23 protein-coding genes are annotated in these 24,551 nt (G+C 72.3%); 12 read left to right on the top strand and 11 right to left on the bottom strand.

The window, feature by feature from the left end; all coding sequences use genetic code 11:
- Positions 1-180: 180 nt before the first annotated feature.
- A complete protein-coding gene (locus tag ACZ67Q_RS12385; RefSeq protein WP_471180047.1) occupies positions 181-2,295 on the top strand; it encodes a streptophobe family protein in 2,115 nt (704 codons plus the stop codon).
- Positions 2,296-2,517: 222 nt separating this feature from the next.
- A complete protein-coding gene (gene serB / locus ACZ67Q_RS12380) occupies positions 2,518-3,759 on the top strand; it encodes a phosphoserine phosphatase SerB (RefSeq protein WP_471180045.1) in 1,242 nt (413 codons plus the stop codon).
- 229 nt (positions 3,760-3,988) lie between these two features.
- Here the strand turns inward: serB and ACZ67Q_RS12375 are convergent, their stop codons facing one another.
- From ACZ67Q_RS12375 to ACZ67Q_RS12360, 4 genes are all read right to left on the bottom strand, one after another.
- Entirely contained in the window at positions 3,989-4,507 is a 519-nt protein-coding gene (locus ACZ67Q_RS12375) for a SixA phosphatase family protein (RefSeq protein WP_471180042.1), read from the bottom strand.
- A 70-nt stretch (positions 4,508-4,577) separates the two neighbouring features.
- Complete coding sequence (locus ACZ67Q_RS12370) at positions 4,578-4,784, bottom strand: hypothetical protein (RefSeq protein WP_471180041.1); 207 nt, start codon at positions 4,782-4,784, stop codon at positions 4,578-4,580.
- 188 nt (positions 4,785-4,972) lie between these two features.
- Positions 4,973-5,089, bottom strand: coding sequence for an SGM_5486 family transporter-associated protein (locus tag ACZ67Q_RS12365; RefSeq protein ID WP_363267678.1), 117 nt, complete (start codon positions 5,087-5,089; stop codon positions 4,973-4,975).
- A gap of 194 nt (positions 5,090-5,283) precedes the next feature.
- Positions 5,284-6,594, bottom strand: coding sequence for a CynX/NimT family MFS transporter (locus ACZ67Q_RS12360; protein ID WP_471180037.1), 1,311 nt, complete (start codon positions 6,592-6,594; stop codon positions 5,284-5,286).
- Between the two features lie 82 nt (positions 6,595-6,676).
- On the opposite strand from ACZ67Q_RS12360, the gene ACZ67Q_RS12355 reads away from it, so the two are divergent.
- A complete protein-coding gene (locus ACZ67Q_RS12355; protein WP_471180035.1) occupies positions 6,677-7,366 on the top strand; it encodes a FadR/GntR family transcriptional regulator in 690 nt (229 codons plus the stop codon).
- Positions 7,367-7,501: 135 nt separating this feature from the next.
- Here ACZ67Q_RS12355 and ACZ67Q_RS12350 read toward each other — a convergent pair whose 3' ends face one another.
- The 3 genes from ACZ67Q_RS12350 to fabG all read right to left on the bottom strand — a co-directional run bounded on the left by ACZ67Q_RS12350 (position 7,502) and on the right by fabG (position 9,484).
- A complete protein-coding gene (locus ACZ67Q_RS12350; protein WP_471180032.1) occupies positions 7,502-7,843 on the bottom strand; it encodes a hypothetical protein in 342 nt (113 codons plus the stop codon).
- A gap of 163 nt (positions 7,844-8,006) precedes the next feature.
- Positions 8,007-8,774 (bottom strand): enoyl-ACP reductase FabI, encoded by a 768-nt coding sequence (gene fabI, locus ACZ67Q_RS12345; RefSeq protein WP_471180030.1) that lies wholly within the window; start codon positions 8,772-8,774, stop codon positions 8,007-8,009.
- A gap of 5 nt (positions 8,775-8,779) precedes the next feature.
- Entirely contained in the window at positions 8,780-9,484 is a 705-nt protein-coding gene (gene fabG / locus ACZ67Q_RS12340) for a 3-oxoacyl-[acyl-carrier-protein] reductase (RefSeq protein WP_361637643.1), read from the bottom strand.
- A gap of 257 nt (positions 9,485-9,741) precedes the next feature.
- Here fabG and ACZ67Q_RS12335 point away from each other — a divergent pair, with 257 nt between their 5' ends.
- The 3 genes from ACZ67Q_RS12335 to tyrS all read left to right on the top strand — a co-directional run bounded on the left by ACZ67Q_RS12335 (position 9,742) and on the right by tyrS (position 14,022).
- A complete protein-coding gene (locus ACZ67Q_RS12335) occupies positions 9,742-11,265 on the top strand; it encodes a TldD/PmbA family protein (protein WP_471180027.1) in 1,524 nt (507 codons plus the stop codon).
- Positions 11,262-12,656: a metallopeptidase TldD-related protein gene (locus ACZ67Q_RS12330; RefSeq protein ID WP_471180025.1), complete on the top strand. Its 1,395-nt coding sequence runs from the start codon at positions 11,262-11,264 to the stop codon at positions 12,654-12,656. The genes ACZ67Q_RS12335 and ACZ67Q_RS12330 overlap by 4 nt, the downstream gene beginning before the upstream one ends.
- A 97-nt stretch (positions 12,657-12,753) precedes the next feature.
- Positions 12,754-14,022: a tyrosine--tRNA ligase gene (gene tyrS, locus ACZ67Q_RS12325; protein WP_471180022.1), complete on the top strand. Its 1,269-nt coding sequence runs from the start codon at positions 12,754-12,756 to the stop codon at positions 14,020-14,022.
- A gap of 48 nt (positions 14,023-14,070) precedes the next feature.
- Here tyrS and ACZ67Q_RS12320 read toward each other — a convergent pair whose 3' ends face one another.
- The gene (locus ACZ67Q_RS12320) at positions 14,071-14,355 is read right to left on the bottom strand and encodes a GlsB/YeaQ/YmgE family stress response membrane protein (protein ID WP_471180020.1); all 285 of its coding nucleotides are present in this window, start codon (positions 14,353-14,355) and stop codon (positions 14,071-14,073) included.
- 213 nt (positions 14,356-14,568) lie between these two features.
- Here ACZ67Q_RS12320 and ACZ67Q_RS12315 point away from each other — a divergent pair, with 213 nt between their 5' ends.
- Together ACZ67Q_RS12315 and ACZ67Q_RS12310 are read left to right on the top strand one after the other, a co-directional pair.
- On the top strand, positions 14,569-14,970 hold the full coding sequence (locus ACZ67Q_RS12315; protein ID WP_471180018.1) for a DUF3099 domain-containing protein: 402 nt from the start codon (positions 14,569-14,571) through the stop codon (positions 14,968-14,970).
- A 212-nt stretch (positions 14,971-15,182) separates the two neighbouring features.
- On the top strand, positions 15,183-15,401 hold the full coding sequence (locus ACZ67Q_RS12310; protein ID WP_471180017.1) for a hypothetical protein: 219 nt from the start codon (positions 15,183-15,185) through the stop codon (positions 15,399-15,401).
- Between the two features lie 25 nt (positions 15,402-15,426).
- Here ACZ67Q_RS12310 and moaA read toward each other — a convergent pair whose 3' ends face one another.
- The 3 genes from moaA to ACZ67Q_RS12295 form a co-directional block, all read right to left on the bottom strand.
- Positions 15,427-16,416, bottom strand: a complete 990-nt coding sequence (gene moaA / locus ACZ67Q_RS12305) for a GTP 3',8-cyclase MoaA (protein ID WP_471180116.1) — start codon at positions 16,414-16,416, stop codon at positions 15,427-15,429.
- A 193-nt stretch (positions 16,417-16,609) separates the two neighbouring features.
- Positions 16,610-18,232 carry a solute symporter family protein gene (locus tag ACZ67Q_RS12300; protein ID WP_471180015.1) on the bottom strand — a complete coding sequence of 541 codons (1,623 nt, stop codon included), beginning with the start codon at positions 18,230-18,232 and terminating at the stop codon, positions 16,610-16,612.
- A complete protein-coding gene (locus ACZ67Q_RS12295) occupies positions 18,229-18,585 on the bottom strand; it encodes a DUF485 domain-containing protein (protein WP_471180012.1) in 357 nt (118 codons plus the stop codon). The genes ACZ67Q_RS12300 and ACZ67Q_RS12295 overlap by 4 nt, the downstream gene beginning before the upstream one ends.
- Positions 18,586-18,832: 247 nt before the next feature.
- On the opposite strand from ACZ67Q_RS12295, the gene ACZ67Q_RS12290 reads away from it, so the two are divergent.
- From ACZ67Q_RS12290 to ACZ67Q_RS12275, 4 genes are all read left to right on the top strand, one after another.
- Positions 18,833-20,359: a S8 family serine peptidase gene (locus ACZ67Q_RS12290; protein ID WP_471180010.1), complete on the top strand. Its 1,527-nt coding sequence runs from the start codon at positions 18,833-18,835 to the stop codon at positions 20,357-20,359.
- A 65-nt stretch (positions 20,360-20,424) separates the two neighbouring features.
- Complete coding sequence (locus ACZ67Q_RS12285) at positions 20,425-21,945, top strand: S8 family serine peptidase (protein WP_471180008.1); 1,521 nt, start codon at positions 20,425-20,427, stop codon at positions 21,943-21,945.
- Positions 21,946-22,017: 72 nt separating this feature from the next.
- Positions 22,018-23,388 carry a CoA transferase gene (locus ACZ67Q_RS12280; protein ID WP_471180006.1) on the top strand — a complete coding sequence of 457 codons (1,371 nt, stop codon included), beginning with the start codon at positions 22,018-22,020 and terminating at the stop codon, positions 23,386-23,388.
- A 99-nt stretch (positions 23,389-23,487) separates the two neighbouring features.
- Positions 23,488-24,498: a CopD family protein gene (locus tag ACZ67Q_RS12275; RefSeq protein WP_471180003.1), complete on the top strand. Its 1,011-nt coding sequence runs from the start codon at positions 23,488-23,490 to the stop codon at positions 24,496-24,498.
- Positions 24,499-24,551: the final 53 nt, after the last annotated feature.

Here is a 24,551-nt window from a genome sequence, read left to right as displayed (position 1 = left end):
GAACATCGGGGGGAACTATTTCAGTAGCGGCCCCCTGACCGAAAGTCGGGCCTTGTGAAGAGCGCTCCCGAGCGTCTCGGCCGTTTCCGTTGACGGGGTGGAAACCGGGCCGGAGAGTGGTAATCCCCCGCGAGGGGGACAAGAACGGCGCAAGCCGCGGCGCGGATCGGGGGGTCTGCCATGGGCTCAGCTGCGAAGACCGAGGACGCGCGGTCCGGCGCCGAAGTGCCGTGGGCCGACGTCCTGTTGTCCTCGATCGCCGCCGTGAGCTGGGCACTCGCCGGGATGGCGGGCACGGCCGCGCTCGGTCTGCATCTCCTCGGGGCCGATGCGGCGGGCTCGTTGGGGCCGATGACCGCGGCGGTGGTGGCGCTCGGGGCGGGTGGGGCGGTCAGCCCGTCCGGGAACGTGTCCGCCTTCGGACTCCAGGGCGCCGAGGCCCACACCGCCATCGAGATCACGCCACTGGGGGTGAGCCTGGTCGGCGCCCTGCTGCTGTCATGGTTCTTCCTACGGTCCCTGCGGACGGCCGGGGTTGTCGTCGCACCGGCCGAACTCCTCGCGCGCGTGGGCACGGTGCTCGCCCTGTTCACCGGCCTGATGGGCCTGCCGGCCTGGGCCGGGCAGGACGTGGTGACGATCGACGGGAACGCGCTCGGACTGGACCGGCTGCCGGGCGGTGACGGCGGGCCGGCCATCCCTGGGCTCGGTGACGTCGGGGACATCAGCGGGTCGCTGCCGGACCGGATCGGTGACCTGGTCGGCGCCAAGGCGTCCGTGGGGTTCACGGTCGACGCGGCGCCGACGCTGCTCGGCGGGCTCGGCTGGGCGGCCGGCGTGCTGCTCGTCGCCCTGCTGGCCTCGCGGCGCACTCCCCTGCCGCGCGGCTGGGAAGCCGCCCACCGGGTGATACGGCCGGCCGCTTCCGCGCTCGTGACGGTGTTGCTGGTGGCGGTGGCCGCCGGGCTCGCTGCGGCGGCGTACGCGGCGATCGGCGACGCCCATCCGCGGCGGATCGCGGGCGCGGCGCTGCTCGGCGCGCCCAACGGGGTCTGGCTCGGCGTCCCCCTCGGCCTGTTCGTGCCGTGGGACGGCCGGGCGACCGGAATCCTGACCCGTGTCCTGCCGCACCCGGTGGACGACCTCCTCGGCTCCGGTGCCGACCGGCCGCTGACGCTCACCCGGCTGGCCGATCTGGACGGCCGGGTGTGGCTGCTGGCGCTGGGCGCGGCGTCGCTGATGCTGCTCGCGGGGGTTCTGACGGGGGTACGGCTGCCGGTGGGCGGCGCGGAGCTGGGGGCCACGGCTTTCGCCGGGCGGTGCGCGGCGGGGCTGGCCGCCGTGACCGCACCGGCACTGGTACTGCTCGGGTGGCTGGCGGGGCTGTCGGCCGACGCGTCGCTGTCCGTCCTCGGCTTCGACGCCTTCGGCGCCGGGATCGCGCTGCACGAGCGGTGGGGCTTCGCCTTGCTGCTGGGGGTTGTGTGGGGCGCGGGGGCGGGGGCTGCCGGGGGGTTGGTGGCGTACGCGGCGGGGAAGGCCGGGGCGCGGGCGGTGCGGTGGGAGTCCGCCGGAGCGTCGGAGGCGGACGGGGCGGACGAGGCGGTGGAGGCCGACGGGGCGCAGGGGGCGGGCGCCGGGTGGGCGGGCGGGGTCGACCGGCCGGGGTGGGCGGGGATGCCGGGGGCGGGGGTCAGATGGCCGGACGGGGTGGACGGGCAGGAGGGTGCAGCGGCGCCGGGGGCGGGGTCGGGCGGCCCTGGGGAGCCGTGGGGGCCGGAGGCGCGGGGGCGGTCGTGGCGGCCGGAGGTGCAGGGGCGGACACCGGAAGTGGGCCGGCCGGGTGCGGCCCCGGAGCCGTACGCCCCGGCCGAGCCGTCGGGGCCGTATGCCCCGAGGACCTCGTACCGGCCGCCGAACCCGGACACGAACCCCTATCTCCGGGTCGCGGAGACGCCACCGGAACCGGAGGACTCACGGCCGGCTGCGGAGCCGGGGCGTGAGGGGCCGGAGCGCGGAGGGCCGGAGGGTGAGGGGCCGGGGCGTGAGGGGCCGGAGCGGGCGGAGCCGGGACGTGAGGAGCCGGAGCGCGGAGGGCCGGAGGGTGAGGGGCCGGCGCGTGAGGAGCCGGAACGGGCGGGACCGGGGGCCGACGTGTACGGGGCCCCCACCGTCGTCGGTCCGCTCGCGCCGCCGCGGAAGGGCCGGCGGTCGCCGTCCTGGCCCGACGACGTGCCGCCTCCGCCGCCGCCACCGCCCGCTCCCCCGCCGCGCGGGCCCAAGAGGCCGCGCTGAGCCACGGGACCCGGTTGGTGCGGGGCGGCATGTCAGCGGCGGACGCGCCCGCGTACGCCCCCCTGCGCGCCCCTGTGCACCGCCCTGGCGGGGGACCCGGTCGGCCCGGGTCGGACGCCTCCCCGTCGACCCGGCGTCACCCGAGTGTCGTCGAGTGTTCCGTGTCCGCCAGGCGGACCTCGAGGGCGCAAGGCACTCGGTGCCGGATACGGTGGGAACACCATGAGCGCTTCGCAGACCTCGACCCCCGGGACTCCCGAGACCCCCGAGTCCTCGGACGTCCCCACCCTCCTCGTCAAGATCTTCGGCAAGGACCGGCCGGGCATCACGGCGGGACTCTTCGACACCCTCGCCGCCTACTCCGTCGACGTGGTCGACATCGAGCAGGTCGTCACCCGTGGCCGTATCGTGCTGTGCGCGCTCGTGACCCAGCCCTCGCCGGGCCTGGAGGGCGACCTGCGGGCGACCGTGCACAGCTGGGCCGAGTCGATGAAGATGCAGGCCGAGATCATCTCCGGCCGCGGCGACAACCGTCCGCGCGGGCTCGGCCGCTCCCTGGTCACGGTGCTGGGCCACCCGCTCACCGCCGAGGCCACCGCCGCCATCGCCGCGAAGATCACCAAGGCGGGTGGCAACATCGACCGTATCTTCCGCCTGGCCAAGTACCCCGTCACCGCGGTGGAGTTCGCGGTGTCCGGCGTGGCGACCGAGCCGCTGCGGACCGCCCTGGTGACGGACGCGGCGGCACTCGGTGTCGATGTCGCGGTCGTAGCGGCGGGGCTGCACCGCAGGGCGCAGCGGCTCGTGGTGATGGACGTGGACTCCACCCTGATCCAGGACGAGGTCATCGAGCTCTTCGCCGCGCACGCCGGCTGCGAGGACAAGGTCGCCGAGGTGACCGCGGCCGCGATGCGCGGGGAACTGGACTTCGAACAGTCGCTGCACGCGCGCGTGGCCCTGCTCGAGGGCCTGGACGCGTCCGTGGTGGACAAGGTGCGCAGCGAGGTGCGGCTGACACCGGGCGCACGCACCCTGATCCGCACGCTGAAACGACTCGGCTACCAGGTCGGCGTGGTCTCCGGCGGCTTCACCCAGGTGACCGACGACCTCAAGGAGCGCCTCGGCCTCGACTTCGCCCAGGCCAACACGCTGGAGATCGTCGACGGCAAGCTGACCGGCCGGGTCACCGGCGAGATCGTCGACCGGGCGGGCAAGGCACGGCTGCTGCGCCGGTTCGCCGCGGAGGCGGGCGTACCGCTGTCGCAGACGGTGGCGATCGGCGACGGCGCCAACGACCTGGACATGCTGAACGCGGCCGGGCTCGGGGTGGCCTTCAACGCCAAGCCGGTGGTACGGGAGGCCGCGCACACCGCGGTGAACGTGCCGTTCCTCGACACGGTGCTGTATCTGCTGGGGATCACCCGCGAAGAGGTCGAGGCGGCGGACACGGTCGCCGGGGAGTAGGACGACGGACGCCCAGGGCGACGTACGCGCTGAGCGCCGCGTAGCGCGACGGACGCCCGGGTGACGTAGGTGTGAGCGACGCGTGGTGCGACCGACAGCCAGGGCGCGTGCACGCAGAGCGACGGACATGACAGGGGCCCGGCACCGCGACGGTGCCGGGCCCCTGTGCGTAGGCCCTCTGTGCGTGGGCCCTGTGCGTAGGCGGACGGGGCCGCTGCGCGGGCGGGGGTCAGTCGGCGGGCGCCCAGTAGTCGACCAGCGTGGCAAGGCCCGGCTCGAGGGACTTCCAGGGGGCGTCGAAGGTGAGGACGGCGAAGGCGGCGGCCGGGAAGCCGCGTCGGCTCATGCTCGCGCGGGCGTCGTCCTCGGCCGCGCCTGCCAGGACCTCGGCGAGACCCTGGACGCCCGGGTTGTGGCCGATGAGCAGCAGACTGCGCACGTCGTCAGGGGTCTCGTTGAGCAGGGCGATCAGTTCACCCGGGGAGGCCTCGTAGATCCGCTCCTCGTAGACCGTTTTCGGCCGGTGCGGGAACTCGTGGGCGGCGAGCTTCCAGGTCTCGCGGGTGCGGGTCGAGGTGGAGCACAGGGTCAGGTCGAAGGGGATGCCGGTGTCGGCCAGCCTGAGTCCGGCTTCGACGGCGTCCTTGCGGCCCCGTTCGGCGAGCGGCCGCTCGTGGTCGGGCACCTGTGGCCAGTCGGCTTTCGCATGCCGGAAGAGGACGATCCTGCGGGGTTCTGCGACGCTCATGCGTCCCAGCTTCGCATGAAACAGGCCACGGGGCGCAGGGAGTTGACCGGCCTTCCCCCCTGGGACACGCCTAGCGCGCGAGGAGCGCCTGAAGGTGCTGGAACAGCTGGGTGATCGCCGGCTCGCCGGTGGCCGCCGACGCGTCCGTGGGGTTCAGTACCAGCACGAACAGGGTGACGAAGGCGAGGGCGGGCAGAGCGAGGGCCCACCAGGGCAGCCGGGTCTGGACGCCGCCCGTGGTCGCCGGGTGGGGCGGGGTGTGCGAACGGGCCGACATGGGAGCCTCCGCGGTCGTCGAGCGTGCCGTGAACGGTCGTGATCCGCCGTTCGGCGGCCACGTCTCGACGCTACGGAATCCTCGGGCCGCGGCCCATCCGGTGATCCACCCACTCGACCCTGACCCTCACCCCCTAGGGGATGGTGGGGACAGCCCCACCGTCGGCCGGGGCGGGGCTCAGAAGGGGTTCACGGGGAGGCGATCGTCGCGATGATGGCGATGATCACGAAGATGGCGAGGAACGAGCCGAAGACGATGAGCATCTTCTTCTGGCCGTTCTGGGGGTTCGGCTCGAGCACGGGCATGGCGTCAGTGTCCCACCCCGGCCCGGAACGCCCGACTCCGGGGTCCGGCCGAAGCCCCCCGCACCCACCGGACGCCGCCACCTGACGGACACCTTCACCCGCCGGACACCGTCACCCGCCGGACGCAGTCCCCTGACCGGACGCGGCCCCCGCCCGACGCCGTCCCACTCGCGGACGCCCCCTCGCGGGCGCCGTCAGCTCGCGGAGGCCGCCTCGTCCTCCACCGTGCGGTCGCGCCCGGCGAGGAAGCCCACGACCATCTGCGGCACCATCAGGGCGGCCATCAGGGCGATCGGCAGGCCCCAGCCGCCGCTGCTCTGGTACAGCACGCCGACCAGCAGCGGACCGGGGATCGAGATCAGGTAGCCGGTGCTCTGGGCGAACGCCGACAGCTGAGCCACACCCGCGCCCGTCTTCGCGCGCATGCCGACCATGGTCAGCGCGAGCGGGAAGGAGCAGTTGGAGATGCCGAGCAGGAGGGCCCAGGCCCAGGCGCCGGCGGCGGGCGCGAAGTACAGACCCGCGTATCCGGCGAGGCCGCAGGCGCCGAGGGCGAGCACGATGGGCCCCTGCTGGGGCAGCCGGGTGGCCAGCCGCGGGATGACGAAGGCGAGCGGCACGCCCATCGCCATGGTGACGGCGAGGAGCACGCCGGCGGTGCCCGCCGAGACACCCGAGTCACGGAAGATCTGCGCCATCCAGCCCATCGTGATGTAGGCGGCGGTGGCCTGGAGGCCGAAGAAGACGGCGAGCGCCCAGGCGGTGCGGCTGCGCGTGATGCGCAGCACGGGCGCGGACTCCTCGGCCGGGCTGCTCTGCCGTGATGCGGCGGCCGTGCTCCGCCGCGAGGCGGCGGGATCGCCGGTGCCGCGCTCGCGCAGGATCGGCAGCCAGGGCACCACGGCCGCGGCGGCCAGGCCGGCCCACACCACGAGGCCGGACTGCCAGTTGCCGCCCAGGGCGCGGGTCATCGGCACGGTGGTGGCGGCCGCGATCGAGGTGCCGCAGGCGAGGAACATCGAGTACAGGCCGGTCATGGAACCCACCCGATCGGGGAACCAGTGCTTGACGATGACCGGCATGAGCACGTTGCTGACGGCGATGCCCATCAGGGCGAGGGCGCTGGCCGCGAGGAAGCCGCCCGTGCTCCCGGCGTACGGCCGTACCACCAGGCCGACGGCTATGGCGGCCATGCCCGCGCACACGACGGCGGCGGGGCCGAAGCGGCGGGCGAGCCGGGGGGCGGTCACGCCGAACACGGCGAAGCACAGCGACGGCACGGAGGTGAGCAGGCCCGCCACGCTGCCGCTCATCCCGAGCCCGTCGCGGACCTCCTCCAGGAGGGCGCCGAGGCTGGTGATGGCGGGGCGGAGGTTGAGCGCGGACAGCATGATGCCGATCACGACCAGGCGCGTCGCCCACGTGCGCGGGGCGGCACCGCCGGTCTTCTTGCTCGCTTCGGGCTGGGTCGGGGTCGTCATCGTCCGGGTTTCCTCGCTGGCCATGCCGCCCATCATAGAATCATGGGATGATTGGTTGTCCATTCCCGGGCGGCCGGCCCCGGCCGCGCGCGTGCGAAGGTGTCCCATGCCCCTGAGCCATCCCCGACGTTCGGTGCTGTCCGAGCAGGTCATCGCCGAGCTGCGCAACCAGATCACCTCCGGCGAGTGGCCGGTCGGTTCGCGCATCCCGACCGAACCCGAGCTGGTCGAACAGCTGGGGGTTGCCCGCAACACCGTCCGTGAGGCCGTGCGCGCCCTCGCGCACAACGGCCTGCTGGACATCCGCCAGGGCTCCGGCACCTATGTGGTCGCCACCAGTGAGCTGGCCGGTGTGATGCACCGCCGGTTCGCCGACGCCGATCCACAGCACGTCGCCGAGCTGCGCTCCACGCTGGAGTCGAGCGCGGCCCGGCTCGCGGCTCACCGGCGCACGGAGAAGGACCTCAAGCAGCTGGACGCGCTGCTGCTGCGGCGCGAGGAGGCGTGGGAGTCGGGGGACGCGGAGGCGTTCGTGACGGCGGACGCCACCTTCCACCTCGCGGTGGTCTCTGCGTCCCACAACGACGTGCTGAAGGCGCTCTACGCCGACCTGGGCGAGGTGCTGCGGGACTGGCTGCGCGAGGACGTCGGCGGGCAGCTGACCCCGGAGACGCACATGGACCACCGGCGGCTGCTCGACGCGCTGCGCGCCGGCGACGCCGAGACTGCCGCCGTGGAGGCCGCGAGCTACCCGTTCCTGTGCCGCCCGGGCCGGTTCACGCCGCCTGGCCGCTGATCGAAGCGGCCCTGCCCTTCTCGTGGCTGATCGCGGGCAGGGGGCCCAGCCCTTCTCGTGGCTGATCCGCGCGGCTCACGCCTTCCCCTGACCGATCCACACGGCTCGGCCCTCCCCCTGACCGATCCACACGGCTCACCCCTTGTCGTGGCTGATCCACACCGCCTCGACCTCCTTCCAGCAGCGCCCGGTCAGCCGTACGGTCGTGGCCGGGCCGACCTGGGCCGGGGCGGAGTCGGTGTCGAGGTCCCACCATCGGGCGCACTCGATGTGCAGAGCGACGCGATCGGTGCCCACATAGGGGTTGTGGCACCAGGCGACGACCTCGGAGCCGTGGACGGTCGTGCGGCACTCGGCGCCGAAGGGCTGCTCGGCGGCGGGGCGCGCCGCACGCGCGTGGGGCAGCGCTTCGTACGGCAGGCAGAGGACGACAGCGGCGGCGACGGTCACTGGGGCGAGGCTGCGGAACAGGCGCACAAGCAGACCTCCTCGGCCGTACGGCTGCGGGGCGGTGCCCTTCCAGCGTGCGTGGTGAGCGCCGCTGTCCGCCCGGCCGGTGAGCCGAACGGGTGATGCGGAAAGGGCCCGCACCCAGGGGGTGCGGGCCCTTCACGGCCGGTCGTGACCGGGTCGGCGGCGATCAGGCGCCGATGGCGTGCAGACCGCCGTCCACGTGGACGATCTCGCCGGTGGTCTTCGGGAACCAGTCGCTCAGCAGGGCGACGATGCCGCGGCCGGCCGGGTCCGGGTCCTTCAGGTCCCACTCCAGCGGGGAGCGGGTGTCCCACACGGCGGCCAGGTCGCTGAAGCCAGGGATGGACTTGGCGGCCATGGAGCCGAGCGGGCCCGCGGAGATGAGGTTGCAGCGGATGTTCTGCTTGCCCAGATCGCGGGCGAGGTAGCGGCTGGTGGCCTCCAGGGCGGCCTTGGCCGGGCCCATCCAGTCGTACTGCGGCCAGGCGAACTGGGCGTCGAAGGTGAGACCGACGACCGAGCCGCCGTTCTGCATCAGCGGCAGGCAGGCCATGGTCAGCGACTTCAGGGAGTACGCCGAGACGTGCATCGCGGTGGCGACGGACTCGAACGGCGTGTTCAGGAAGTTGCCGCCGAGCGCGTCCTGCGGCGCGAAGCCGATGGAGTGCACGACGCCGTCGAGGCCGCCCAGCTCCTCGCCGACCAGGTCGGCGAGCCGGCCGAGGTGCTCGTCGTTGGTGACGTCGAGCTCGATGACCTTGGTGGGCTTGGGCAGCTTCTTGGCGATGCGCTCGGTCAGCGTGGGCCGCGGGAACGCGGTCAGGATGATCTCGGCGCCCTGCTCCTGGGCCAGCTTGGCGGCGTGGAAGGCGATGGAGGACTCCATCAGCACACCGGTGATCAGGACGCGCTTGCCCTCGAGAATTCCGCTCATGGTGATCAGTGACCCATTCCCAGTCCGCCGTCAACGGGAATGACGGCTCCAGTGATGTACGAGGCGTCGTCCGAGGCGAGGAACCGCACCGTCGCGGCGATCTCGTCCGGCTGCGCGTAGCGGCCCAGCGGCACCTGCGCCACGATGTTCTTGCGCTGCTCGTCGGTGAGCGTCTTGGTCATGTCGGTGTCGACGAAACCGGGCGCGACGACGTTGAAGGTGATGTTGCGCGAGCCCAGCTCACGGGCGAGGGAGCGCGCGAAGCCGACGAGGGCGGCCTTGGAGGCGGCGTAGTTGGCCTGCCCCGCGGAGCCGAGCAGCCCGACGACGGACGAGATCAGGACGACCCGGCCCTTCTTGGCGCGCAGCATGCCGCGGTTGGCGCGCTTGACGACCCGGAAGGTGCCGGTGAGGTTGGTGTCGATGACCGAGGTGAAGTCCTCCTCGGACATGCGCATCAGGAGCTGGTCCTTGGTGACACCGGCGTTGGCGATGAGCACCTCGACCGGACCGTGCTCGGCCTCGATCTCCTTGTAGGCCTGCTCCACCTGCTCGGGGTCGGTGATGTCGCACTTGACGGCGAGGAAGCCGGCCGGCGGCTCCCCCGAGCGGTACGTGATGGCGACCTTGTCGCCGGCGTCGGCGAACGCGCGGGCGATGGCGAGGCCGATGCCCCGGTTGCCTCCGGTGACGAGAACCGAGCGGCTCAACGGATCACCCTTTCGATTACGGTCGGACACACCCGCCCGGACAGCTGGAATGACAGGCGGCTTCCCGGAAAACCTATCGGTCCGCCCGGGCGCGCGGACATTCGGGCACCGACAGCGGCATACGGAACTGACTGTGGGGTCCCTACAGAAAGCGACGCACGTCAGCCGCAAACGTGTGGTCCGCGGCCGGGCGGGCGCGACATGATCGGGTCAACCACAGGTCACGACGACAGGTCACGACGACAGGAGAGACCTCGGTGCCTCATACGATCGACGAAGCCTTCACGGCACTCCCCCTACGCGCCCTCGCCGACGCCGCGCTCGCACGCGCGCGTGCGCTCGGGGCGGAGCACGCCGACTTCCGGCTCGAGCGGGTGCGCAACGCGTCCTGGCGCCTGCGCGACGCCAGGCCGGCCGGGTCGTCGGACACCACCGACCTCGGGTACGCGGTGCGGGTCGTGCACGGCGGGACGTGGGGGTTCGCCTCGGGCGTGGACCTGACGATGGACGCCGCCGCCAGGGTCGCCTCCCAGGCGGTGGCCATGGCCAAACTGTCCGCACAGGTCATCAAGGCCGCGGGATCCGACGAGCGGGTGGAGCTGGCCGGTGAGCCCGTGCACGCCGACAAGACGTGGATCTCGGCTTATGAGATCGATCCGTTCTCGGTGCCGGACGAGGAGAAGGCCGGGCAGCTGACGGAGTGGAGCCGGCGGCTGCTGGACGCGGACGGGGTCGACCACGTCGACGCCTCGCTGCTCACCGTCCACGAGAACAAGTTCTACGCCGACACCGCGGGCACCGTGACCACCCAGCAGCGGGTGCGGCTGCACCCCGTGCTCACGGCCGTCTCGGTGGACGACTCCAGCGGCGAGTTCGAGTCCATGCGCACCCTCGCGCCGCCCGCCGGGCGCGGCTGGGAGTATCTGACCGGCACCGGCTGGGACTGGGACCGGGAGCTCGCCGAGATCCCGGAGCTGCTCGCGGAGAAGATGCGCGCGCCGAGCGTCGAGCCGGGGCTGTACGACCTGGTCGTCGACCCGTCGAACCTGTGGCTGACCATCCACGAGTCCATCGGGCACGCCACCGAGCTGGACCGCGCGCTCGGCTACGAGGCCGCCTACGCCGGCACCTCCTTCGCCACGTTCGACCAGCTCGGCACGTTGCGGTACGGCTCGGAGCTGATGAACGTCACCGGCGACCGCACCGCCGAGCACGGGCTCGCCACGATCGGCTACGACGACGAGGGCGTCGCGGCGCAGTCCTGGGACCTGGTGAAGGACGGGACGCTGGTGGGCTACCAGCTGGACCGGCGGATCGCGAAGCTCACCGGCTTCGAGCGGTCAAACGGGTGCGCCTACGCCGACTCCCCCGCGCATGTGCCGGTGCAGCGCATGGCCAACGTGTCGCTCCAGCCGGACCCGGCGGGGATGTCGACGGAGGATCTCATCGGGTCGGTGGACCGCGGGATCTACGTCGTCGGGGACCGGTCGTGGTCGATCGACATGCAGCGGTACAACTTCCAGTTCACCGGTCAGCGGTTCTTCAGGATCGACAACGGGCGGATCACCGGGCAGCTGCGGGACGTGGCCTACCAGGCCACGACCACGGACTTCTGGGGCTCCATGGCGGCCGTCGGCGGCCCGCAGACGTACGTCCTCGGTGGTGCGTTCAACTGCGGCAAGGCCCAGCCGGGGCAGGTCGCCGCCGTCTCCCACGGCTGCCCGTCGGCCCTGTTCAAGGGCGTCAACATTCTGAACACCACGCAGGAGGCCGGTCGATGAGCGCCGCGACGAACAAGCCGCACGAGATCGTCGAGCGGGCCCTTCAGCTGTCCCGGGCCGACGGCTGTGTGGTGATCGCCGACGAGCGGTCCACCGCGAACCTGCGCTGGGCCGGGAACGCGCTCACCACCAACGGCGTCACGCGCGGGCGCACCCTCACCGTGATCGCGACCGTCGACGGCAAGGAGGGCACGGCGTCCGGAGTGGTCTCCCGGTCCGCGGTGACCGCCGACGAGCTGGAGCCGCTGGTGCGGGCCGCCGAGGCCGCCGCGCGCGGCGCCGGGCCCGCCGAGGACGCGCAGCCGCTGGTGGCCGGGGTGCCGGAGTCCGCCGATTTCGCCGAGCCGCCCGCGGAGACCTCCTCGGCCGTCTTCGGGGACTTCGCCCCGGCACTGGGCGAGGCGTTCGCACGCGCGCGTGCGGGCGGACGGGAGCTGTACGGCTTCGCCAACCACGAGCTGGTCTCGACGTACCTGGGCACCTCGACGGGGCTGCGGCTGCGGCACGACCAGCCGACCGGCACGCTGGAGCTGAACGCCAAGTCGCCCGACCGCACCCGCTCGGCGTGGGCGGGCCGCGCCACGCGGGACTTCAAGGACGTCGACCCTACGGCGCTGGACGCCGAGCTGGCCGTGCGCCTGGGCTGGGCGGAGCGGCGCGTGGAGCTGCCCGCCGGGCGGTACGAGACGCTGCTGCCGCCGACCGCCGTGGCGGACCTGCTGATCTACCAGCTGTGGTCGGCGTCGGCGCGGGACGCGGCCGAGGGCCGGACGGTGTTCTCCAAGCCGGGCGGCGGCACGCGCGTGGGCGAGCGGCTCACCGACCTGCCGCTGACCCTGCGCAGCGACCCGCACGCGCCCGGCCTGGAGTCGGCGCCGTTCGTGATCGCGCACTCCTCGGGCGGGGACCAGTCGGTGTTCGACAACGGTCTGCCGGTGGAGGACACCGAGTGGATCAGCCGGGGTGAGCTGAGGCATCTGACCACCAGCCGGTACAGCGCCGGCCTGACCGGGCTGCCGGTCGCGCCGGGCGCGGACAACCTGATCCTGGACGGCGGTGCGGACCGCTCCCTGGAGGAGATGGTCGCGGGTACCGAGCGCGGGCTGCTGCTGACCTGCCTGTGGTACATCCGCGAGGTCGACCCGGCGACGCTGCTGCTGACCGGTCTGACCCGGGACGGCGTCTACCTGGTGGAGAACGGCGAGGTGGCCGGCGAGGTGAACAACTTCCGGTTCAACGAGTCGCCGGTGGGCCTGCTCGGGCGGGCCACGGAGGCCGGGCGTACGGAAAAGACGCTGCCGCGGGAGTGGAGCGACTGGTTCACTAGGGCTGCGATGCCTGCCCTGCGGGTGCCGGACTTCAACATGAGCTCGGTCAGCCAGGGCGTCTGAGGTGTCGGTGGCCCCCCATAGACTGGGGGGACGCCTTCCTTCGGGGAAGCCCGCACTGTTTTCTCCGTTTTTCCTTCGTTCTAGGAGACATACCACCGTGACGGACATCGTCGACGAGCTGAAGTGGCGTGGGCTGTTCGCCCTGTCCACCGACGAGGACGCATTGCGCAAGGCTCTCGCGGACGGTCCCGTCACGTTCTATTGCGGCTTCGACCCGACCGCGCCGTCGCTGCACGTGGGGCACCTGGTGCAGGTGCTCACCGTGCGCCGGCTCCAGCAGGCCGGCCACCGGCCGCTGGCGCTGGTCGGCGGCGCGACGGGCCTGATCGGTGACCCGCGCCCGACCGCCGAGCGCACGCTGAACGACCCGGAGACGGTCGCCGGCTGGGTGGACAAGCTGCGCCGCCAGATCGAGCCGTTCCTGTCCTTCGAGGGCGAGAACGCCGCGATCATGGTGAACAACCTGGACTGGACCGCGGGCCTGTCCGCGATCGAGTTCCTGCGGGACATCGGCAAGCACTTCCGCGTCAACAAGATGCTGACGAAGGACTCCGTGGCCCGGCGCCTGGAGTCCGACCAGGGCATCAGCTACACCGAGTTCAGCTACCAGATCCTGCAGGGCATGGACTTCCTGCAGCTCTACCGGCGCTACGGCTGCACGCTCCAGCAGGGTGGCAGCGACCAGTGGGGCAACCTCACGGCCGGCCTGGACCTGATCCACCGGCTGGAGCCGGACGCCACGGCGCACGCGCTGGCGACGCCGCTGATGACCAAGGCGGACGGCACCAAGTTCGGCAAGACCGAGGGCGGCGCCGTCTGGCTGGACCCGGAGATGACGACGCCGTACGCGTTCTACCAGTTCTGGCTGAACGTGGACGACCGGGACATCTCGCGGTACATGCGCATCCTGTCCTTCAAGTCCCGCGAGGAGCTCGAGGAGCTGGAGAAGCAGACCGAGGAGCGTCCGCAGGCCCGTGCGGCGCAGCGTGCGCTGGCCGAGGAGCTGACGACGCTGGTGCACGGCGCCGACCAGACGGCCGCAGTGATCGCCGCGTCCAAGGCGCTGTTCGGCCAGGGCGAGCTCGCCGACCTCGACGAGCCCACGCTGGCCGCGGCGCTGTCCGAGGTGCCGCATGTGCGGGTCACCGAGCCGGCCTCGGTGGTCGACCTGTTCGCCGAGGTCGGCCTCGTGCCCAGCAAGTCGGCCGGCCGGCGCACGGTGAAGGAGGGCGGCGCCTACGTGAACAACGTGAAGGTCACCGCCGAGGACGCGGTCCCCGCCACGGAGGACCTGCTCCACGGGCGCTGGCTGGTGCTGCGGCGCGGCAAGAAGAACCTGGCGGCCGTCGAGGTCACCGGAGCGTGAGCGCGGTGCCGGGCCCCGCATCCCTCGAGGGTGCGGGGCCCGGCTCGTTCAGGCCCGCTGACGCTGCTTGCGGTTCCCCCACATGGCCATGTACGCCATGTCGCCGACGGCCACGATGATGATCGCGGCGACCAGCTGGAACAGATGGCGCATCCAGTCGATGCCCGAGGTGGCCTCGACACCCGCGGCGCGCGCCACGGCGTTGCCGACGATGGCGCCGAGCATGCCGAAGATGGTCGTCAGCCACAGGGGACTGTGCTGCTTGCCCGGGATGATCGCCTTTGCGATCAGCCCCAGCACGAATCCGACGATGATCGCCCACAACCAGCCCATGGCTGCCTCCTCGTCCCGCTCGACGTGAGCATTACGACGAGTCTCGGGCCGTACGCCGTACGGCGCATGCCGGGTACCGCCGTACGCGCTACGGCGCAGGTCGCGCGTGCCCGACGGGGTGGGGACCCGGTCTCGTGGGCGACGCAGGGGCGGCGTACCGTGGACGTGTCCGGGATGTCCGGGGGAGTCCGAGCGGGCGGGTGGTGGAATTCGATGCGGAAGCTGCAGCACGACAGCGGCAACACCCAGGTGTTCCGGATCACGGGGGCGCGCACGGGCCTGCAGGAGGACGTGCGCGGTCGGCAGCGCCGGTATGTCATCTCGATGACGATCCGCACCTTGTCGGTGATCCTCGCGGTCTCCCTGTGGAACGTGGAGCGTTACGTCGCGATCGCGGCGCTGGTCCTGGGCGCGGTGCTGCCCTACATCGCGGTGGTGGTCGCCAACGCGGGGCGGGAGAACGCGCCGGGGCTGCCCTCGACGTTTCTGACGACGCCGGTCCGGACGATGATCGCGCCCCCGCGGGAGGACGAGCGGTTCGACGGGGGCTTCGCGGAACCGGGAGCGGAACGGGCCGAGCGGGCCGTCAAGGAGCCGCCCGAGCCGCAGGTGTGAGTGCGGTGCGCGCCGGTTGTGCGCGGCCTGTGCGCGAAGCTCAAGAAATGCTCAGATCAATCCTGTTGTTCCGCTGCCCCGCGGCCTGTGGGTCGTGACATACTGCGTACGCGCTCCGCATCCCCCGTCGGAGCGACGGACCGACGCCGGGCAGCTCCCCCCGTGGCTGCTCGGCGTCGCCTTTTGTGCGCCTGTTTCTGTGAGACGAAGCTGTGAGTGACGAGACCCCGATCTGTTCCGCCAAGGGCTGCCGCGCCGACGCCGTGTGGGTGCTGGCGTGGAACAACCCGAAGATCCACACGCCGGAGCGGCGCAAGACGTGGCTGGCGTGCGAGGAGCACCGGGAGCATCTTTCCCAGTTCCTCGGGGTGCGCGGTTTCCTCAAGGACGTCGTGAGCTTCGAGGAGTGGCAGGCGCCCGAGGGCGCCTGAGCCCCGTCGTGCGCCCCGGCCGGGGCTAGCCCCCGATCGCCGACATCGGGCGGTCCGGCTGGATGAAGCTCGGGTCGTCCAGGCCCGCTCCCGCCTTCTTGCCCCACATCGCCAGGCGCCAGATGCGGGCTATCTCCTCGTCGGGGGCGCCCGAGCGCAGGGCGGCGCGCAGATCCGTCTCCTCCGTGGCGAACAGGCAGGTGCGGACCTGGCCGTCGGCCGTGAGGCGGGTGCGGTCGCAGGCGGCGCAGAAGGGGCGCGTGACGGAGGCGATGACGCCCACCACGTGCGGGCCGCCGTCGACGACCCAGCGCTCGGCCGGGGCCGATCCGCGCTTCTCCTGGCCCTCGGCGGTCAGCTCGAAGCGGGTGCGCAGCGAGGTCAGGATGTCTCCGGCGGTGATCATGCCGTCGCGCTTCCAGCCGTGCTGGGCGTCGAGCGGCATCTGCTCGATGAACCGCAGTTCGTAGTCGTGCTCGATGGCCCAGGCGAGGAGGTCGGGGGCCTCGTCGCCGTTGAGGCCCGGCATCAGCACCGTGTTGACCTTGACGGGGGTCAGTCCGGCGTCGCGGGCGGCGTCGAGGCCTTCCAGGACGTCCTTGTGACGGTCGCGGCGGGTGAGGGCCTTGAAGACGTCGGGGCGCAGGGTGTCCAGGGAGACGTTGACCCGGTCCAGGCCGGCCGCCTTCAGGGCGGCGGCGGTGCGCTTGAGGCCGATGCCGTTGGTGGTCAGGGACATCTGCGGGCGCGGGGAGAGGGCGGCGACGCGCTCGACGATGCCGACCAGGCCGGGGCGCAGCAGGGGCTCGCCGCCGGTGAAGCGGACCTCGGTGATGCCGAGGGAGCTGACGGCGATGCCGATCAGCCGGACGATCTCGTCGTCGGTGAGCAGGTCCGGCTTGGCCAGCCACTGCAGGCCCTCTTCGGGCATGCAGTAGGTGCACCGCAGGTTGCAGCGGTCGGTCAGCGAGACCCTCAGGTCGGTGGCCACCCGGCCGTAGGTGTCGATGAGCACGTGGGCCCCCTCCCTCGTCACGGAGCAGTCGTACCCGTCATGGGTATCCAGCTCACCGGTTCGTCACCTGTGAGCCTACGTGACAGCACTGACAGGGACACCAGCCCGATCCCACGACGTAAGACGCGGCCGTGTCGTAGGTACCTACCAGGGACCCACGCCACGGCCGCTCGGAGGATGTGCCAGGGGCCGCTCAGTGGGCTCCGGTGCCGGTCAGCGAGCGCACCTCCAGTTCGGCGTACTTGCCGGTGTCCGGGGGCTCCTTCGACAGCAGGGTGCCGAGGACGCCCAGCAGGAAGCCGACCGGGATCGAGATCAGGCCGGGGTTCTCCAGCGGGAACCAGTGGAAGTCCACGTCCGGGAACATCGACGACGGTTTGCCGGAGACGACCGGCGAGAACAGCACGAGGCCGACCGCGGTGACCAGGCCGCCGTAGATGGACCACAGGGCGCCGGCGGTGGTGAACCGCTTCCAGAACAGGCTGTAGAAAATGGTCGGCAGGTTGGCGGAGGCGGCGACCGCGAAGGCGAGGGCGACCAGACCGGCGACGTTGAGGTCGCGGGCGAGGGCGCCGAGGACGATGGAGACCGCTCCGATGCCGACGGTGGCCCAGCGGGCGGCGCCCAGTTCCTGCTTCTCGGTGGCCCGGCCCTTCTTGATGACGTTGGCGTAGATGTCGTGCGCGAAGGACGACGAGGACGCCAGGGTCAGGCCCGCGACGACGGCGAGGATGGTGGCGAAGGCGACCGCCGAGATGGAGGCCAGCAGGATGGCGCCCCAGCTGGAGTCGGTGCCGCCGAGGTGCAGCGCGAGCAGCGGGGCGGCGGTGTTGCCGGCCTTGTTGGAGGCGATGATCTCGTCCGGCTTGATGAGCGCGGCGGCGCCGAAGCCGAGGGCGAGGGTCATCAGGTAGAAGGCGCCGATCAGGCCGATGGCCCAGATGACGGACTTGCGGGCGGCCTTGGCCGTCGGGACGGTGTAGAAGCGGATCAGGATGTGCGGCAGGCCGGCGGTGCCGAGCACCAGGGCGATGCCGAGGGAGAGGAAGTCCAGCTTGGTGGTGCCGGTGGCGCCGTACTTCAGGCCGGGCTCCAGGAAGGCGGCGCCCTTGCCGCTGTTGTCGGCGGCGGAGCCGAGCAGGTCGGAGACGTTGAAGTCGAACTTCAGCAGCACCAGGAAGGTCAGCAGCAGGGCGCCCGCGATGAGCAGGACCGCCTTGACCATCTGGACCCAGGTGGTGCCCTTCATTCCGCCGATGGTGACGTAGACGATCATCAGGACGCCGACCAGGGCGACGATGCCGATCTTGCCGCCGTCGCTGGTGATGCCGAGCAGCAGGGACACCAGGACGCCGGCGCCGGCCATCTGCGCGAGCAGGTAGAAGATCGACACGACGATGGTGGACGTACCGGCCGCCGTGCGCACCGGGCGCTGGCGCATCCGGTAGGCGAGCACGTCGCCCATGGTGTAGCGGCCGGAGTTGCGCAGCGGCTCGGCGACCAGGAGGAGGGCGACCAGCCAGGCGACCAGGAAGCCGATGGAGTACAGGAAGCCGTCGTAGCCGAAGAGGGCGATGGCGCCGGCGATGCCGAGGAAGGACGCGGCGGACATGTAGTCGCCGGAGACGGCGAGGCCGTTCTGGAAGCCCGTGAACTGCCGGCCGCCGGCGTAGAAGTCGGCGGCGTCCTTGGTCTGCCGGCCGGCCCAGACGGTGATGACGAGGGTCGCGGCGACGAAGACGGCGAACAGGGTGATGATCAGCGTCCGGTGTTCGCTCGCCTCACCGGCGGCCAGGGTGATCGCTGCCGCGCTCATGTCCGGTCCTCCATCCGGGACTTGATCGCCTCCGCCTTGGGGTCGAGCTTGGCGGCGGCGTGCCGGGCGTACCACCAGGCGATGAGGAACGTGGTGAGGAACTGGGCGAGGCCGAGCGCGAGGGCGACGTTGATGTTGCCGACGAGCTGGGTGCCCATGAAAGCGCCCGCGTAGTTGGACAGCAGGACGTACAGCAGGTACCAGACGATGAACGCGACGGTGAGCGGGAAGGCGAAGGAGCGGTGGGAGCGGCGCAGTTCCCCGAACTCCGCGCTCTGCTGCATCTGGACGAACTCCTCCTGGGCGGGCAGTGAGGTGGAGGTTCGGGAGGGGGGCGGTGTCTCGGTAGCCACCTGGTTCTCCTCGCGTCGCGGGTGTGTGCGGCCGGGGATCCCGATAGTGCGGGGAGTCCCCACTGAACGTCACGACGCCACGCGCGGGCCGGTTCACTTGACGCTTTTTCTTTCATTTACCGGCTCATGGGTCATTGCTGGCCGGTGAGATGCCGGGATAGCTTCGGCCTGCACCACCCGTCATGTACCTGCCCGAGGACCACCTGTGTCTCGGGCCGGTTTCTTTTCCGGATGATGTGGAGACCCCATGGCTCATCTGCGCTCCAGACGCCGTCTCGCCCTGGCCGTGCCCGTCGTGATGTCGCTGACCGCCTCGCTCGGCTTCCTGCCGTCGGTGGCGTCGGCGGCGCCGCACGCCGGGGCCACCGCACAGGCGAGCACGGCCGGAACGCTGGCGTACGTCGTCAACACGCGGACCGACCACCGCACGATCGAGTCGGTACGGCAGGCGATCACCGCGCACGGCGGGACCGTCGTGGCGACGTACGCGCGCATAGGCGTCTTCGTCGTGCACTCCGCCAACCCGGACTTCGGCAAGGAGATACGCACGGTGCGCGGCGTGCAGTCGGCGGGCGCCACGCGTACGGCCCCGCTCAGCGCGGCGGGCACCACCGAAGAGGGCGCGGTGCAGTACCTGTCGAAGGCCGAGGCCGCGAAGGTCACCCAGGGCGCTGCGGCGGGCGAGGAGCCGCTGGAGGCCGACCAGTGGGATCTGCGCGCGATCGGCGCCGACAAGGCGGCGAAGACCGACCCGGGCAGCCCGAAGGTCACCGTCGCGGTCATCGACACCGGTGTGGACGACACCCACCCCGACCTGGCGCCGAACTTCTCCCGGTCCCAGTCGGCCAACTGCGTGGGCGGTGTCCCGGACACCAGTGAGGGCGCCTGGCGGCCGTACAACCCGGCCGAGGACTACCACGGCACGCATGTCGCCGGTGAGATCGCCGCGGCCCGCAACGGCATCGGGGTGGCCGGTGTCGCGCCGGGTGTGAAGGTCGCCGGAATCAAGGTGAGCGACCCGAAGGACGGCCTGTTCTACCCGGAGAACGTGGTCTGCGCGTTCGTGTTCGCGGCCGACCACGGCGTGGAGATCACCAACAACAGCTACTACGTGGACCCGTGGCTGTACAACTGCATGGACGACCCCGACCAGCGGGCCATTGTCGACGCGGTCAACAGGGCCCAGCTGTACGCCCAGCGCAGGGGCACCCTCAACGTCGCCTCGGCGGGCAACTCCAACGACGACCTGGACTCCGACGCGCTGGTGGACGACTCCAGCCCGGACGACGCGACCCCGGTGACCCGGACGGTGAACCCGCACGAGTGCTTCGACGTGCCGACCCAGCTGCCGGGTGTGGTCACGGTGAGCGCCACCGGCGTCAAGGGCACCAAGTCGTACTACTCCAGCTACGGCCTGGGTGTGGTGGACGTGGCGGCGCCGGGCGGTGACAAGTACCAGATCCCGGACACCCCGTCGAAGAACGGCCGCATCCTGTCGACGATGCCGGGCAACCAGTACGGCTTCCTCCAGGGCACCTCGATGGCCTCCCCGCACGTGGCCGGCGTGGCCGCGCTGCTGAAGTCCGCGCACCCGCACGCGACCCCGGCCCAGCTGCAGGCGCTGCTCAAGGCGCAGGCCGACAACCCGGGTTGCCCGGCCGGACCGTACGACGGTAACGGCGACGGCGTGGTGGACGCGACCTGCGTCGGTGGCAAGCGCGTCAACGGCTTCTACGGCTTCGGCGTCGTCGACGCGCTGCGCGCGGTCAAGTGACCGGTCCCCTCCGGCACTTCCGCACGGCCCGCTCGTACCGCGAACGAACTGGAGACATGCACACCATGACAGCGTCCCACCAGCGCCACCGCCGCCTCGTGGCGATCCCGGCCGGCATGGCCCTGGCCACCGCTCTGGCGTTCCTGCCCGACGTCACCGCCTCGGCCGCGCCGCAGCAGCCGGCGCCCGTGGCCGCCGACTCGGCCGCGCTCAGCTACGTCGTCAACGTCCCGCCGGGGCATGGCGTCTTGGCGCATGTGAAGCAGGCCATCGCCAAGGCCGGCGGCACGGTCGTGACGTCGTACGACCAGATCGGCGTGATCGTCGTCCACTCCTCGAACGCCGACTTCGCCAGGACCGTGCGCAAGGTGCCGGGCGTGCAGTCGGCGGGCGCCACGCGTACCGCGCCGCTGCCGGCCCAGTCCACGGGCGACATGGGCGCACCGAAGGTGCTCACCGACCAGGAGGTCGCCGCCGCGCAGGCCGCCGCCGGGCAGGACCCGCTGGAGCCGTTGCAGTGGGATCTGCCGGCCATCAAGGCGGACAAGGCGCACGAGAAGACGCTGGGCAGCCGGGACGTCACCGTCGCGGTGATCGACACCGGCGTCGACGACACCCACCCGGACATCGCGCCCAACTTCGACCGGGCCGCGTCCGTCAACTGCGTGTCGGGCAAGCCGGACACCGCCGACGGTGCGTGGCGGCCGAGCGCGGCGGAGAGCCCGCACGGCACGCACGTGGCCGGGGAGATCGCCGCCGCGAAGAACGGCGTCGGCATGACCGGCGTCGCCCCGGGCGTGAAGGTCGCCGGCATCAAGGTGGGCAACCCGGACGGCTTCTTCTACACGGAGGCGGTCGTCTGCGGTTTCGTCTGGGCGGCGGAGCACGGCGTCGACGTGACGAACAACAGCTATTACACCGACCCGTGGTACTTCAACTGCGCCGACGATCCGGACCAGAAGGCGCTGGTGGAGGCCGTCACGCGCGCGTCGCGGTACGCGGAGAAGAAGGGCGCGGTGAACATCGCCGCGGCGGGCAACGAGAGCTACGACCTCGCCGCCGACGAGATCACCGATCCGGTCTCGCCGAACGACTCCACCCCGGGCGACCGGGTGATCGACCCGTCGAAGTGCTTCGACATCCCGACCCAGCTGCCGGGCGTGGTGACGGTGGCGGCGACGGGCGCGAAGGGGCTCAAGTCGTCCTTCTCCAACTACGGCCTGGGCGTGATCGACATAGCCGCCCCCGGCGGCGACTCGACCCGCTACCAGACCCCGGCCCCGCCGGCCACCAGCGGCCTGATCCTGGGCACGCTGCCCGGCGGCAAGTGGGGCTACATGGCCGGTACGTCGATGGCGACGCCGCACGTCGCCGGTGTGGCCGCGTTGATCAAGTCGACACACCCGCACGCCTCGCCGGCCCTGGTCAAGGCCCTGCTGTACGCCGAGGCCGACGCCACGCCGTGCACGGACCCCTACGACATCGACGCCGACGGCAAGGTCGACGCGGTGTGCGAGGGCACGAAGAACCGCAACGGCTTCTACGGCTGGGGCATGGCGGACGCGCTGGACGCGGTGACCAAGTAGTCCGCGTCCCGGGCTGCGGATTAAGCTGATCCCGTTCAGATATTGATTCAGTCAATACTGCATAGTGCAGTCATGACTGACATCGAGTACGCGTGGTCCGCGCTGGGCGGCGATCCCGCCCTCCTCGCGCGGACGTCCACCGTGGTGCGGGAGGGCGCTCTGACGGCGCGCCTTCCCGTGCGGGAGCTGGCACGCGCGTGCGTCGGGGCGTGCGCGCTGGCCGCCGCCGAGCTGGCGGCGCGCCGTGCCGGACTCCCCGACGTGCCGGCCGTGCGGGTGGACGACGGCGCCGTGGCCGCCGCCTTCGGCAGCGAGCGGCTGCTGCGCGTCGACGGACGGGCACCGGTCTCGTTCGCGCCGCTGTCACGGCTGTGGCGCACGGCCGACGGCTGGGTGCGCACCCACGCCAACTACCCGCACCACCGCGCCCGGCTGCTCGCCGCACTGGGCGGTCTCCCCGAGGACGTGAGCGTCGTCCGGGCCGTGCTCGCCGGGCGGTCCGCCGCCGACGTCGAGGAGAGCGTGTACGCCGCAGGCGGCCTCGCCGTCGCCCTGCGCACCCCCGGGGAATGGGCCCGCCACCCCCAGGCCGCCGCCGTCGCGGCACGCCCCCTTGTCGAGCGGGAACGGCTGGACGCCTCCCCCGAGCGCGTGCTCGCGCCGCTCACCGGCACGCCCCTGTTGCCCGCCGCCGGGCTGCGCGTCCTGGACCTCACCCGGGTCCTCGCCGGACCCGTCGCCACCCGCACGCTCGCCCTGCTCGGCGCGGACGTGCTCCGCGTCGACGCCCCCTGGCTGCCCGAACTGCCCGACCAGCACGCCGACACCGGCCTCGGCAAGCGGTCGGCGCTGCTGGACCTCGCGGCCGACCGCGAGACGTTCGAAGAGCTGCTGGCGGGTGCGGACGTCGTCGTCACCGGCTACCGGCCCGGCGCCCTCGACCGGTTCGGGCTGTCACCGCGGGCGCTCGCCGCACGCCGGCCCGGGATCGTGGTGGCTCAGGTCTCGGCGTGGGGGTCGCGGGGACCATGGGCGGCACGGCGCGGGTTCGACAGTCTGGTGCAGGTCGCGACCGGCATCGCGGTCACCGAGGGGTCGGCCGAGGAGCCGGGCGCACTGCCCGCCCAGGCCCTCGACCACGGCACCGGGTATCTGCTCGCGGCAGCGGTGCTGCGGGCGGTGACGGAACAGACGCGCCAGGGCGGCAGCCGGTGCGTGCGGCTGGCGCTGGCGCGCACGGCGGCCTGGCTCACGGCCGGCACCTCCGACGTGCCGGCCGGGTCGCGCGACACGTACGAGGGGCCCGGGGCGTGGCTCGCCGAGACCGACAGCGCGCTGGGCCGGCTGCGCCACGCGCGGCCCGCCGTGTCGTTCGCCGGCGGTCCCGCCGACTGGGCCCGTCCCTCCGGCCCGTGGGGCGCCGATCCCGCCCGCTGGACGTGAGCCGGTCCGCGGCCGGAAACGTACGGATCGGCGGAATGCCGTACAGCCAGTTGTTTCCATGGACTTGCCCGGTTCTGGGCGGCTGGTGAAGATCTCGAGGTGACCTTGACACGACCGACCCCCGAGGTCGCCGACGCGGGCGGCGCCGGACGGCGGACCGGCACGGCCCGGACCGTCGCCGTTCTCGTCCTCGTGGCGCTCGGAGCGCTGATACCGCTGCTCGGCCCGTCGGCCGCGCTGCACGACACCGGGGAGGCCGCCGCGCCCGGTGTCGCGGGCATCGGCCTGCTGCGCACCGTGCTGTTCGCCGCGCTGGCCGTGCCGGCGGGCGAGCTGTTCGCCGCCCGGCTCGCCCGGCGGGTGCCCGGCGCGGCGGGGGAACGGCCGCGCAGCTGGGCGCCGTACGCCGCGGCCGCCGGTTTCGTCGCCGCGCTGGCGCTCGCCTCGGTGGTGGCCACCGGCAACCTGGTCCCGCACAGCCTGGACCAGATCGACGTCGGCGGCCTCTACCGGTCCCGCGACGGCAAGCTGGCACTGCTGGAGGTCAACGCCTTCCTGCTGGCCGGCCTGTGCGCGCAGTCGGAGCGGCCCGGCAGACAGGTGTGGCCGCTGGCCGCGGTGGTCGCCGCCGAGGCGCTGCGCGCCCATCCGACGACCGAGCACACCCCGTTGCTCGGCTCCTCGCTCACCGTGGTGCATCTGACGTGCGCGGCGCTGTGGACGGGCGGTCTGCTGTCGGCCCTGCGTACCCTGCGCCGCTGGGCCGGCGGTGCCGCCGGGGCGGCCCTGCTGGGCCTCTACGCGCGCGTGGCCGTCATCCTGCTCGCCGCGATCACCGCGACCGGGGTGTGCAGTGCGCTGCGCCGCATGCCGCCGGAGACGATCGTGGAACAGCTGACGACAACGGCGTACGGGCGCACCCTGCTGGCCAAGGTGCTGCTCGTCGCCGTCGTCGCCGTGCTCGCCCTGGTGGCGCGCAGGCGGCTGCGTCGGGCCGCCGACCCGCTCAGCGCGTGCGCGCCCGCGCGGGCGGAGGTCGTCGCGCTGGGGGCCGTGGTCGCGGTGTCGGGCCTGCTGACGGCGCTGCCACTGCCGATCCGCTGGTCCTAGCGGCTCACTGGTCGTCGCGGATCGCCCGCCGACGCGGATCGCCCGCCGTCGCG

It is taken from the genome of Streptomyces sp. NPDC036813, assembly GCF_055609245.1.
This window is presented reverse-complemented; position numbering and strand designations above follow the sequence as displayed.